The organism is Amnibacterium sp. CER49 (genome assembly GCF_029846255.1).
In the GTDB taxonomy this organism is placed as follows: Bacteria; Actinomycetota; Actinomycetes; order Actinomycetales; family Microbacteriaceae; genus Amnibacterium.
Map to the genome: position 1 here is coordinate 739,412 of NZ_JARVWQ010000002.1, position 11,827 is coordinate 751,238.

An 11,827-nucleotide genomic window follows, 5' to 3' on the forward strand; every position below is an offset into this window, starting at 1 on the left:
GGGATCCGTCACGAGCTGTACGCGCTGTTCTCGTGCACGTAGTCGTGCGTGAGGTCGTTCGTCCAGACGGTGGCGCGGGCGTCGCCGGCGTGCAGGTCGATGACGACGGACACCGCGCGATCGGTGAGGTCGACGAGGTCGCGCGGCTGGTCCGGCTGGCCGGCCGAGCACACGCGGATGCCGTTCATCGTCACGTCGATGCCGAAGGGGTCGAACTCGGCGTCGGTGGTGCCGACGGCGGCGAGCACGCGTCCCCAGTTCGGATCGTTGCCGAAGACGGCGGCCTTGAAGAGGTTGTTGCGGGCGACGGCCCGGCCGACCGCGACCGCGTCGTCCTCGTTCGCGGCGTGCACCGTCTCGATGGCGATGTCGTGCCCGGCGCCCTCCGCGTCGGCCTGGAGCTGCAGCGCGAGGTCGAGGCAGAGCGCGGTGAGCCGCTCCGTGAACTCGTCGAGATCGGGCACGACGCCGGAGGCGCCGCTCGCGAGCAGGGTGACCTGGTCGTTCGTCGACATGCAGCCGTCGGAGTCGAGGCGGTCGAACGTGACGCGGGTCGCCGCGCGGAGTGCGGCGTCGAGCTCGGCGGACTCGACGTCGGCGTCGGTCGTGAGCACGACGAGCATCGTCGCGAGACCGGGCGCGAGCATGCCGGCGCCCTTCGCCATGCCGCCGATCGTCCAGCCGGAGCCGGTCACGACGGCCTGCTTCGGCCTGGTGTCGGTGGTCATGATGGCGCGGGCGGCGACCGGTCCGCCGTCGGCGGCGAGCGCGGCCGCGGCCCGGGTGACGCCGTCGACGACCTTCGAGGTGTCGAGCTGCTCGCCGATCAGCCCTGTGGAGCAGACGAGCACGTCGCCGGGCGAGATGCCGAGCGCCTCGCCCGCGGCCTCGGCGGTGGCGTGCACCGTCTGGAAGCCGAGCATGCCGGTGTAGCAGTTCGCGCCGCCGGAGTTCAGCACGACCGCGGAGACCACGCCGTCCTTGATCGCCTGCTTGCTCCAGATGATCGGGTTCGCGGTGCAGCGGTTGCTCGTGAACACCGCGGCGGCGGCGGCCGACGGGCCGCGGTTCACGACGAGGGCCACGTCGGGTCCCTCACCGCTGCGGAGGCCGGCCTCGACCCCGGTGGCCTCGAAGCCGGCGGGTGCGGTCACGCTCATGGGGCGACTCCGTCGATCGGGAGCCCGGCGGACTCGTCGAGCCCGAGGGCGATGTTCGCGGACTGGATCACCGCGCCCGCGGTGCCCTTGCCGAGGTTGTCGAGCGCCGCGACCACGACGAGGCGCCGGGCGGCGGCGTCGACCGCGAGGCCGAGCAGCAGCGTGTTCGCGCCGATCGTGTGCTCGACCGCGGGGAACGCGCCCGCCGGGAGCACGGTGACGAAGGGCTCGTCGCCGTAGGCGGCCTCGTACGCCGCGCGGATCGCCTGCTCGGTCGCACCGGGGGCGAGCCGGGCGGTGCAGGTGGCGAGGATGCCCCGCGCCATCGGCACGAGCACCGGGGTGAACGAGATCGTGCCGCGGTGCCCGCTGACGAGTGCGAGGTTCTGCAGGATCTCGGGCACGTGGCGGTGCGTGCCGCCGACCGCGTAGGCGGAGGCGGAGCCGAGCAGCTCGGCGGCGAGCAGGTCCGTGCGGAAGGTCCGCCCGGCGCCCGACGGCCCGACGGCGAGGACCGCGCCGAGGTCGTCCGGCTCGACGAGCCCCGCGGCGACCGCGGGAGCGAGGGCGAGGCTCACGGTCGAGGCGTTGCAGCCCGGCGCCGCGATCCGGTTCGCGCCGCGCAGCGCGTCGCGCTGCTTGCCGTCCTTCGTGAGCAGCTCGGGCACGCCGTAGGGCCACGCGCCGAACCACTCGCCTTTGTAGAAGGCGCGCCAGTCGGTCTCGTCGATGAGCCGGTGGTCGGCGCCCGCGTCGACGACGAGGCGGACGTCGGGCAGCGCGTCCGCGAGCGCGCCGGACTGCCCGTGCGGCAGCGCGAGCAGCACGACGTCGGCGTCGCGGAGCGCCTCGGGCGTCGTCTCCTGCAGCACGAGGTCGGCGTAGGTGCGGAGGTGCGGCTGCACCTCGCCGAGGCGCCTGCCGGCGCTCGAGTGCCCGGTCACCGCGGTCACCGAGAGGTCCGGATGCCGCGCGAGCAGCCGCAGCAGCTCGCCACCGGCGTAGCCGCTGGCGCCCGCGACCGCGACCCGGAACCCCATCGCACCACCCTACCGAGGCGGCGTCGGGCGCCTTTCCGGCCCTACTCCCGCAGGCGTGCGCCCGTGCGGGCGGTCGCGAGCAGCACGCCCTGCTCCTTCGCCGCGGTCGCCTCGGCGGCGGTGAGCGTGCGGTCCTCGGCCCGGAACCGCAGGGCGAACGTGAGCGACTTCGTGCCCTCGGGGAGCCCGGGTCCGCGGTAGTCGTCGACGAGGTCGATCGCCTCGAGCAGCGGCCCGGCGCCCTCGCGCACGGCGTCGAGCACGTCGCCCGCAGCCACGGCCTCGGCGACGACGAGCGAGAGGTCCTGCGTGGCGGCGGGCACCGACGGGATGGGCCGCGCGGTGATCGAGGCCGGCGCGGCGGCGATCAGGGCGTCGAGGTCGATCTCGACCGCCGCGACCCGGCCGGGGACGTCGGCGGTGAGGTCGGGGTGCAGCTCGCCGGCCACGCCGACGGACACGCCCTCGACGAGCAGCTCGGCGGTGCGTCCCGGGTGGAACCCCGGGTGCACGGCCTGCCGGGTGCGGAGCTCGGCACCGACGGCGGCGGCGATCCAGCGGGCGGCCTCGATCGCGTCCGTCCAGTCGGTCGGCACGGCGGGTGCGCCCGGCTGCTTCGCCACCCGTTCGCCGGCGAGCACCGCACCCACGGACCACGGCTGGGCCGGAAGGTCGTCGCGGAGCCGGGCGAGCAGCTCGGCGGGCGGGCGCTGGGCGATCGGGGGCAGCTCGGCGGTGCCGTGCTGCGCGCCGTCGAGGGGCCGGAACACGATGCCGTGCTCGTAGAGCGCGAGGTCGACGAGGCCGCGACCGCGGTTGCGGCGGAGCGCGTCGAGCAGGCCGGGCAGCACGCTGCGCCGCAGCAGGGGCGCGGTCGCGTCGAGCGGGTTCGCGATGCGCATCGACGGGCCCGGTGCGAAGGCGTCCTGCTGCTCCGCGCTGACGACCGGGTACGACTGCACCTCGACACCGCCGTTCGCGGCGAGCACGAGGCCGACTCCGCGTCGGAGCCGCTGGGCACGGGTCAGCCCGCGACCGGCGGGCGCCACCGGGAGCACCGAGGGGATGCGGTCGTAGCCGACCACGCGGACGACCTCCTCGACGAGGTCGACGCGCTCCTTGAGGTCCGGGCGCCAGGTGGGCGGGGTGACGACGAGGTCGGAGCCGTTCCGCTCGAGGCGGCAGCCGAGCACCGTGAGCGCCTGATGCGTCTCGGCGTCGGAGATCGCGGCGCCGGTGCGGGCGAGGACCGCCCCGGCGGGCAGGTCGACCGGTGCTGGCGGCAGGGACCGGTCGATCCAGGTCTGCCCCGGCTCGGCCGTGCCCCCGGCGAGCTCGACGAGCAGCTGCACGGCGCGCTCGGCGGCGGCGCGGGCGACGGCGGGGTCGACGCCGCGCTCGAAGCGGCGGCTCGCCTCGCTCGGCAGCCGGTGGCGCCTCGCGGTGCGGCCGATCGAGACGGGGTCGAAGTTCGCGGCCTCGATCACGACGTCGGTCGTGCCGGTGGAGAGCTCGGTGCGCTCGCCGCCCATGACGCCGGCGAGGCCGACAGCACCGGCGCCGTCGGCGATCACGAGGTCCTCGGGGTCGAGCAGGCGCTCCTGGCCGTCGAGGGTGACGAGCCGCTCCCCCGGCTTCGCTCGGCGCACGGCGAGGCCGCCGTCGAGGCGGGCGAGGTCGTAGCCGTGCAGCGGCTGACCGAGCTCGAGCATCACGTAGTTCGTGATGTCGACCGCGAGCGAGATGCTGCGGATGCCGGCGAGCCGCAGGCGCGCGGCGAGCCAGCCGGGCACCCGTGCCGCGGGGTCGATGCCGCGCACGACGCGGGTGACGAACACGGCGCACCCGTCGCGGCCGCGGATCGGCGCCGCGTCCTCGAGCGTGACCGGCACGCTGCCCGTGTCCGTCTCGTCCGGCGGTGTGACGGCGTCGGCGGGGTCGCGGAAGGCGGCACCGGTCGAGGCGCCGTACTCGCGCGCGATGCCGCGGATCGAGAGCGCGTAGCCGCGGTCGGGCGTCACGTTGATCTCGACGGCGGCGTCGTCGAGGCCGAGCAGGCGGATGGCGTCGGTGCCGACCTCGGGATCGAGCCCGAGCTCGGTGAGCCGCAGGATGCCCTCGTGCTCGTCGGAGAGGCCGAGCTCGCGGCCCGACGCGATCATGCCGTCGGAGACGTGCCCGTAGGTCTTCCGCGCCGCGATCGGGAACGGGCCGGGCAGCACGGTGCCGGGCAGGGTGACGACGACCTTGTCGCCGACGAGGAAGTTGCGGGCGCCGCAGACGATGCCGCGCACCGCCTCGCCGCCGTCGGCGGCCCGCTGCCCGTCGGGCGCGACGCGCACCGAGCACCAGCGGATGGTCTTGCCGTTCTTCTGCGGCTCCTCGGCCAGCTCGAGCACCTCGCCGACCACGACGGGGCCGGAGAGGTCGCCGCCGTGGACGGTCTCCTCCTCGAACCCGACGCGCACGAGCGCCGCGTGGAGCGCCTCGGGGGTCGCGTCGGCGGGGAGGTCGGCCCACTCGCGGAGCCAGGACAGCGGGATCCTCACTTGACCGTCAACCCCCACTGGCGGCTGAACCGCACGTCGCCCTCGATCATGTCGCGCATGTCGGTCAGCCCCTCCGCGAACTGCAGGGTGCGCTCGATGCCGAGGCCGAACGCGAAGCCCTGGAACTCCTCCGGGTCGAGGCCGGCCGCGCGGAGCACGTTCGGGTGGACCATGCCGCAGCCACCCCACTCGATCCACCGCGCGCCGCCCTTGATGGTCGGGTGCCAGACGTCCATCTCGGCGGACGGCTCGGTGAACGGGAAGAAGTTCGGGCGAAGCCGGATGCGGGCGGCCTCGCCGAAGAGCAGCCGCGCGAGGTGCTCGAGCGTGCCGCGGAGGTGCGCCATCGTCAGGCCGCGGTCGATCGCGATGCCCTCGAACTGGTTGAAGACGGGCAGGTGCGTCGCATCGATCTCGTCGGTGCGGTACACGCGGCCCGGACCGAGCACGTAGAGCGGAGCGCCGCGGTCGAGCAGCGAGCGCACCTGCACCGGCGACGTCTGCGTGCGCATCACGAGGTGCGCGCCCTCGGGCTCGACGAAGAGCGTGTCCTGGGGGCTGCGCGCGGGGTGGTCCGGGTCGATGTTCAGCGCGTCGAAGTTGAACCACTCGTGCTCGAGCTCGGGGCCCTCCGCGATCTCCCAGCCCATCGCGACGAAGACGTCCTCCACGCGCTCGCGGACGAGCGTGAGCGGGTGCCGGGCACCCGGCCGGTGCCGGACGGGCGCCGCGGTCACGTCGACGCGCTCCGCCTCGAGGCGCGCCGCGCGCTCGACCTCGAGCAGCTGCGCCTCGCGCGCGGCGACGGCGCCGTTGACCCGGCCTCGGGCCCCGCCGACGAGCTTGCCGGCGGCCGGCTTCTCGGGGCCGGGCAGGTCGCGGAGGCGCGCGTTCAGCCGCGCCAGCGGGGAGGCCTCGCCGGTGTGGGCGATGCGGGCCGCCTTCAGGTCGGCGCTCGTCGCCGCGGCGGCGACCGCCTGCAGCGCGGCGTCGACGGCGGCGTCGACCTCGGCCTGATCGATGGAGGGGGCGCCGGACACGGTCCCCAAGTCTAGGGAAGGCGCCGCGGCCCCCTCCCCCGCCCGCGCACCCACGCGGATCCGGACTTCTCGCGCCGTTCCGGAAGGGCTCGCCGACACGCCGTGCCGATGCCTCGCGCTGCGGCGTGTCGTCGAGGATCTCCGGATCCGCGAGGGACATCCGGATCCGCGAGACCGGGCGGGGTCAGGCGCGCTGCGCGAAGGCGGAGGCGTAGAGGCAGACGGCGGCCGCCGTCGCGAGGTTCAGCGACTCGGCGTCGCCGTAGATCGGCACCGCGACGGTGCGGTCGGCGAGCGCCCGTGCCTCGGCGGAGAGCCCGTGCGCCTCGTTGCCGAGCAGCCAGGCGGTCGGCTCGGCGAGCGCGGCGCCGAGCGCGGGCAGCGGCTCACCCGCCATGTCGGCGGCGAGCACCGCGAGCCCGGCGGCGTGCACCGCGGCGACGGCGTCGGCGAGTGCCACCCCGGTGGTCACCCGGAGGTGGAACAGCGATCCCGTCGTCGCCCGCACGACCTTGGGGTTGTAGGGGTCCACCGACGAGCCGGTGAGGATCACGGCGTCGGCGCCCGCGGCGTCGGCTGCGCGGATGATCGTGCCGGCGTTCCCCGGGTCGCGGACCTCGTCGAGCACGGCGACGAGCCGGGTGCCGGGCTCGATCGCGTCCCGCAGCCGGACCGGCGCCTGGCGCGCGACCGCCACGACCCCCTGCGGGGTCTGGGTGTCGGCCATCGCGGCGAGCGCGGGCTCGCTCGCGAGCACGACGTCGACGCCCGCCCGGTCGGCGGCGTCGGCGAGCGCGGCGTGCCGCTCAGCGGCGTCCGGGGTCAGGTAGAGCTCGGTGACGAGGTCCGGCCGGTGGGCGAGCACCTCGCGCACCACCTGCGGGCCCTCCAACAGAGCGAGCCCGGTCTCGGACCGGGCTCGCTTCTGCTTGAGGCCCGCGACCCGCTTGACGGCGGGGTTGCGCGGGCTGTCGATCACCTACGCGGCGGAGGTCGCCGCGGGCGCCGACGTGTCGGCGGGCAGCGCGGCCTTCGCGGACTCGACGAGGCCCGCGAACACGGCGGGCTCGTTCACCGCGAGCTCGGCGAGGATGCGGCGGTCCACCTCGATGCCGGCGAGCCCGAGGCCCTGGATGAACCGGTTGTAGGTGAGGCCGTTCGCGCGGGCGCCGGCGTTGATGCGCTGGATCCACAGGCGACGGAAGTCGCCCTTGCGGGCGCGACGGTCGCGGTAGGCGTAGACGAGGGAGTGGGTGACCTGCTCCTTCGCCTTGCGGTACAGGCGGGACCGCTGACCGCGGTACCCCTCGGCGCGCTCGAGGACGACCCGACGCTTCTTGTGCGCGTTGACGGCGCGCTTGACCCTGGCCATGTCTTATCTCCTGATGGTCTGAAGTGAGGCGCGGACTACTTGCCGAGCAGCTTCTTGATGTTCTTGGCGTCGGCGTTCGACAGCGTGGCCTCCTGGTTGAGGCGACGGGTGCGCACGCTCGACTTGCTCTCGAGGTTGTGCCGCATGCCGGCCTGCTGCTTCATGACCTTGCCGCTGCCGGTGATCTTGAAGCGCTTCTTGGCACCGGAATGGGTCTTCTGCTTCGGCATTACTGCTCCTTCGGCGCAGCCTCGGCTGCGGGTGCGTCCCCGGCATCGGCGGATGCGGGGGTGGTACGGGCCGCGGCGCGGCGGGCGTTCTGCTCCGCCTTCGCGTCGACCTTGCTCTTCAGGGGACCGATCACCATCACCATGTTCCGGCCGTCGATCGTGGGGTTCGACTCGACGGTGCCGAACTCGTGGATGTCCTCGGCGAACCGGCGCAGCAGGCGGACGCCCTGGTCCGGGCGCGACTGCTCGCGACCGCGGAAGAGGATCATCGCCTTCACCTTGTCGCCGGCCTTGAGGAAGCCCTCGGCACGCTTGCGCTTGGTCTCGTAGTCGTGGTCGTCGATCTTCAGGCGGAACCGGATCTCCTTGAGGATCGTGTTCGCCTGGTTGCGCCGCGCCTCCTTGGCCTTCTGCGCCGTCTCGTACTTGAACTTCCCGTAGTCCATGATCTTGACCACCGGCGGGCGCGAGTTCGGCGCGACCTCGACGAGGTCGAGATCGGCCTCCTGGGCGAGCCGCTGGGCCACCTCGATGGGGACGACACCGACCTGCTCTCCGGCGGGTCCGACGAGTCGGACCTCCGGGACGCGGATCTTGTCGTTGGTACGGGGATCGCTGATGCGTTGCTCCTTGTTCGGTGGATGCTGGTGGCACGGCTCTCCCGTGCGCTCCCGGGGATCAACCGACGAGCAGGCAGGACGATTCCTTCGTGCCGGCCGCACGCGCGCACCGGCACCGCACCCGACGCTCCCGAGACCGGGAGGGAGTGCGCTCGACCCGTGCACCCTCGAGAGTCGGGTGCGCAGGTGGGATCGCTCCACTTGACCGCCGGGCCGAGCCCGGAACCGCAGCAGCGTACCAGAGGCGGCAGGACGGGCACGACGGATACGCCCGAGCCTGTCCCGCGGGAACGGGAGAATGGTGCCGTGGCAGCGATCGACGTCCCCGGTCCCGACGAGATCCCCGGCGAGGCCGAGGCGGCGGACTCCCCCGACGTCCTCGACGACATCGCCGAGGCGACGCGGGACATCGCCGAGGTGCCGGCGGTCGAGATCATCAGCACCGCGGCCGTGCATCTCATGAGCGCGGCTGCGGTGAAGTGCGGCCTCGCCGACGACCCCGAGCACCAGACCGACCTCGACGAGGCCCGCAAGCTCATCACCGCGCTCGCCGGCCTGCTCACCGCGGCCGCCCCCGAGATCAGCGACTCGCACGCGCGGCCGCTCCGCGACGGGCTGCGGTCGCTGCAGCTCGCCTTCCGCGAGGCGTCCGTGATCCCGGATCCGATCGGCCAGGGTCCCGGCGAGCGCTGGACCGGCCCCGTCACCTGACGCGTAGCGTGCCCGCATGGGCCGCCTCGTCTACTCCGCGATCTGCTCGCTCGACGGCTACACGAACGGCGTCGACGGGCGCTTCGAGTGGGCCGCGCCCGACGCGGCGGAGCACGCCGCGGTGAACGACCTCGAGCGCGACGTGGAGACGTACCTCTACGGCCGTCGGATGTACGAGGTGATGCGGTTCTGGGACCAGCCGATGGCGGAGGACGAGGACCCCGTCGCGCTCGACTACCAGCGCGTCTGGCGGGGTGCCGACAAGGTCGTGTACTCGTCCTCGCTCCCCGAGGTGACGACGCCGCGCACGCGGCTGGAACGCCGCTTCGACGTCGACGCCGTGCGCAGCGAGAAGGAGGCGGCGAGCGGCCGGATCTCGATCGGCGGCCCGACGCTCGCCGCGGCGGCCCTCGCGGCCGGGCTCGTCGACGACCTGTGGCTGCTGCTCCTGCCGCTCACCGTCGGCGGCGGCACCCGGGCGCTGCCGGACGGCCTCGGGCTCGCGCTCGACCTGCAGGAGTCGCGCCGCTTCGAGCGCGGCTCGGTGCTGCTCCGCTACACGGTGCGCCCGAGCCCGAGGGGCTGACCGGTCAGGTCGCCTCGTCGTCGAAGGTCCGCGCCCGCTGCAGGGCGGGGTCGCGCGGCTCCTCCGGCGCGGCGGTGGGGATCGGGGCGAGCTCGGGCTCGTCGAGCAGCGCCTCCCGGATGATGCGCCGCGGGTCGTACCGGCGAGGGTCGAGGGCCTCGAGGTCGATGTCGTCGCCGACCTCCTCGCGCAGCCGCTCCTTGGCGTCGCGGGTCATGGCCTGCGCGACCTTCACCCAGCGGGCGAGCTGCGCCGCGATCTGCGGCAGCCGCTGCGGTCCCACGAGGAAGAGCGCGAGCACGCCGATCACGAGCAGCTTCTCGAACGACAGGTCGAACATCATGCCTCCGGTTCGTCGAGGGCGAGCAGCACGGGTTCGCGCTCCTCGAGCGCGGCGGCGGTCCGGCGGGCGAGGCGTCGGTCGTGCACGACCGCGATGCCGGCCGCACCGAAGTAGAGGGCGAGCAGCGGCAGGGCGAGCAGGCCCATCGACAGGAGGTCGGCCGCCGGCGTCACGAGTGCGGTGAACAGCGCGACGGCGAGCACCGCGACGCGCCAGGACCTGAGGATCGCGCGGCCCGGCAGCACGCCGACGCGGTTCAGCAGGACGAGCAGCACCGGCAGCACGAACGCGGCGCCGAGGGCGAGCACGAGCTTCATCACGAAGTCGAAGTAGCCGGACGCCGAGACGAGGGTGGCGCTGCCGGACGGCGCGAACGACGCGAGCAGCAGCACCATGTGCGGCACCACGAGCCACCCGGAGGCGCAGCCGGCGAGGAAGAGCGGCACCGCCGTGCCGAGGAACCCGACGGTCACCCGGCGCTCGCGGCCGGTGAGCGCCGGCACGACGAAGGCCCAGATCTCGTAGAGCCAGACGGGGCTCGCGAGCACGAGGGCGAGGTAGAGGGCGATCCGGAACCGCAGGTCGAACGCCCCGCCGATGCTGTCGTAGTTGAGCGTCGCGAGGGTGTGGTGCTCCGTGGCGAAGCGGACGAGCGGTGCGCGGAGCGCGTCGAGCACGGGGACGGCGACGAACCAGCCGGCGACGCCGGCGAGCACGACCGCCGCCGTCGCGACGAGGAGCCGGCGCCGCAGCTCGAGCAGGTGCCCGATCAGCGGCATCCGGGCCCCCGGCAGGCGCGTCGCGGTCGTCATCGGGTCAGGAGCGCGCGTCGGTGCGCGACGGCTCGGCGACGGGTGCCGGCGCGTCGTCGTCCTCGTGCAGCGAGCGCACCTCGCGCTTCAGGATGCGCGCCGACTGGCCGAGGTTCCGCGCGAGGGCGGGCAGCTTGGCGCCGCCGAAGATCAGGGCGACGACCGCCACGATGATCAGCAGGTGCATCCCGGTGAGTCCGGCGATCATGAGGTCCTTCTTCTCTTGCGCGAGCGCGCGGTTCGGGGGTCCTCCCGGCCGGCCGACGGGACCGGCCGGGAGGTGGTGCCGGGGACGGCACCGATGAGCTGTGAGGCTCAGGACTCCTTGGTGGACGTGCGGACGGCGCCGTGGACGCCGGCCGGGAAGAAGCCGCCCTTGCTGACGGCGCCCGAGTTCAGGTACACGACGTTCAGCACCTGGCCGGGCGTGCGGCTGAACGCGACGCCGTACTTGTCGGTCGGCACGATGTTCGCGTTGCCCGACGAGTCCTTCAGGCCCTGGTCGAGGTCCGTCGTGCCGTCGAGGCTGTCGCGGGCGTTCGAGATGGCGCCGGCCGCCGTGATCGCGGCGCCGCCGATCTCGTAGAGCGACGAGCGGATGGTCGCGGCGTGGTAGGCCTCGACCGCGAGGATGCCGGCGGCGGCCTCGAGGTAGGTCTTGTTCGTGATGAGCGGCGCCGCGCCCTTGTACGCCGTGACCCCGACGTCCTCGAACACGAACGCGGCGAGCAGGAAGTTCGTGTCGTTCGCGTACGGGTCGAAGTTGTCGCCGAGCCCGGCCGCCTTCGCCGCGGTCTTGAACGCGGTGCTGAGCGAGATCGTCGGACGCGACACCGCCGAGCTGCCCAGGGCGGCGCGGAGGAACTGCACGTGGTGGTACTCGTCGCCGGCGATCTCACGGGCGTACTCGTAGATCCGCTTGCTCTGGAAGTTGACCTTCCGGCCGCCGTAGACGCCGCCGCGGGTACCCGTGCCGGTGGTGAGGCTGTCCGGCAGGCCGGTGCCGTAGACGGCGCGGTGGTAGAACTCCGCCTCGAGGTACTCGAGGTTCAGCGCGAAGTTCAGGACCGTGGCGTCGCTCACGCCGCCCGTGGTCGTGGCGGCGTTCGCGGCGCCGGGCGCGGCGATCGCGGCGGCCGCGGCGCCCGCACCCGCGAGGCCCGTCAGGGTGAGCATGCGGCGCCGGTCGAGCGCCGTCTCGCTGGAACGCTCGATGGCGCCCGCGATGAACTGCTTATCGAACACGTGGATCTCCTGCCGAAGGGGGACTGACGCCGGCGTCCTCGGCTCGACGACGGCGTCGCTGGCACCGGGCGGTGCCTCGGCCTCCTCCGCTTCGGAAGGATCGCAGGCCGCTCGAGAAT

The 11,827-nt window shown here is 73.9% G+C and carries 14 protein-coding genes; 2 read left to right on the plus strand and 12 right to left on the minus strand.

What is annotated here, in order from left to right; all coding sequences use genetic code 11:
* Positions 1–8 precede the first annotated feature (8 nt).
* The 8 genes from argJ to infC form a co-directional block, all read right to left on the minus strand.
* Positions 9–1,160, minus strand: a complete 1,152-nt coding sequence (gene argJ, locus QDR37_RS13490) for a bifunctional glutamate N-acetyltransferase/amino-acid acetyltransferase ArgJ (RefSeq protein WP_279714303.1) — start codon at positions 1,158–1,160, stop codon at positions 9–11.
* Positions 1,157–2,200: an N-acetyl-gamma-glutamyl-phosphate reductase gene (gene argC, locus QDR37_RS13495; RefSeq protein ID WP_279714304.1), complete on the minus strand. Its 1,044-nt coding sequence runs from the start codon at positions 2,198–2,200 to the stop codon at positions 1,157–1,159. Before argC ends, argJ begins: the two co-directional genes overlap by 4 nt.
* A 41-nt stretch (positions 2,201–2,241) precedes the next feature.
* Positions 2,242–4,749, minus strand: a complete 2,508-nt coding sequence (gene pheT, locus QDR37_RS13500) for a phenylalanine--tRNA ligase subunit beta (protein WP_279714305.1) — start codon at positions 4,747–4,749, stop codon at positions 2,242–2,244.
* Positions 4,746–5,789, minus strand: a complete 1,044-nt coding sequence (gene pheS, locus QDR37_RS13505; RefSeq protein WP_279714306.1) for a phenylalanine--tRNA ligase subunit alpha — start codon at positions 5,787–5,789, stop codon at positions 4,746–4,748. Before pheS ends, pheT begins: the two co-directional genes overlap by 4 nt.
* 184 nt (positions 5,790–5,973) lie before the next feature.
* Complete coding sequence (locus tag QDR37_RS13510; RefSeq protein WP_279714307.1) at positions 5,974–6,768, minus strand: RNA methyltransferase; 795 nt, start codon at positions 6,766–6,768, stop codon at positions 5,974–5,976.
* Positions 6,769–7,161 (minus strand): 50S ribosomal protein L20, encoded by a 393-nt coding sequence (gene rplT, locus QDR37_RS13515; protein ID WP_279714308.1) that lies wholly within the window; start codon positions 7,159–7,161, stop codon positions 6,769–6,771.
* 35 nt (positions 7,162–7,196) lie between these two features.
* On the minus strand, positions 7,197–7,391 hold the full coding sequence (gene rpmI / locus QDR37_RS13520; RefSeq protein WP_279714309.1) for a 50S ribosomal protein L35: 195 nt from the start codon (positions 7,389–7,391) through the stop codon (positions 7,197–7,199).
* Positions 7,391–8,011 carry a translation initiation factor IF-3 gene (infC, locus tag QDR37_RS13525; protein ID WP_279714874.1) on the minus strand — a complete coding sequence of 207 codons (621 nt, stop codon included), beginning with the start codon at positions 8,009–8,011 and terminating at the stop codon, positions 7,391–7,393. The genes rpmI and infC overlap by 1 nt, the downstream gene beginning before the upstream one ends.
* Before the next feature lie 339 nt (positions 8,012–8,350).
* Between infC and QDR37_RS13530 the strand changes: the two genes are divergently transcribed.
* Both QDR37_RS13530 and QDR37_RS13535 read left to right on the plus strand, forming a co-directional pair.
* Positions 8,351–8,722: a DUF1844 domain-containing protein gene (locus QDR37_RS13530; RefSeq protein ID WP_279714875.1), complete on the plus strand. Its 372-nt coding sequence runs from the start codon at positions 8,351–8,353 to the stop codon at positions 8,720–8,722.
* A 16-nt stretch (positions 8,723–8,738) separates the two neighbouring features.
* Complete coding sequence (locus QDR37_RS13535) at positions 8,739–9,308, plus strand: dihydrofolate reductase family protein (protein WP_279714310.1); 570 nt, start codon at positions 8,739–8,741, stop codon at positions 9,306–9,308.
* Between the two features lie 4 nt (positions 9,309–9,312).
* Here QDR37_RS13535 and QDR37_RS13540 read toward each other — a convergent pair whose 3' ends face one another.
* From QDR37_RS13540 to QDR37_RS13555, 4 genes are all read right to left on the minus strand, one after another.
* Positions 9,313–9,651 (minus strand): twin-arginine translocase TatA/TatE family subunit, encoded by a 339-nt coding sequence (locus QDR37_RS13540; protein ID WP_279714311.1) that lies wholly within the window; start codon positions 9,649–9,651, stop codon positions 9,313–9,315.
* Entirely contained in the window at positions 9,648–10,463 is an 816-nt protein-coding gene (tatC, locus tag QDR37_RS13545; RefSeq protein WP_279714312.1) for a twin-arginine translocase subunit TatC, read from the minus strand. Before tatC ends, QDR37_RS13540 begins: the two co-directional genes overlap by 4 nt.
* Before the next feature lie 4 nt (positions 10,464–10,467).
* A complete protein-coding gene (locus tag QDR37_RS13550; protein WP_279714313.1) occupies positions 10,468–10,671 on the minus strand; it encodes a twin-arginine translocase TatA/TatE family subunit in 204 nt (67 codons plus the stop codon).
* 107 nt (positions 10,672–10,778) lie between these two features.
* Complete coding sequence (locus QDR37_RS13555) at positions 10,779–11,708, minus strand: ferritin-like domain-containing protein (protein WP_279714314.1); 930 nt, start codon at positions 11,706–11,708, stop codon at positions 10,779–10,781.
* Between the last annotated feature and the right edge of the window lie 119 nt (positions 11,709–11,827).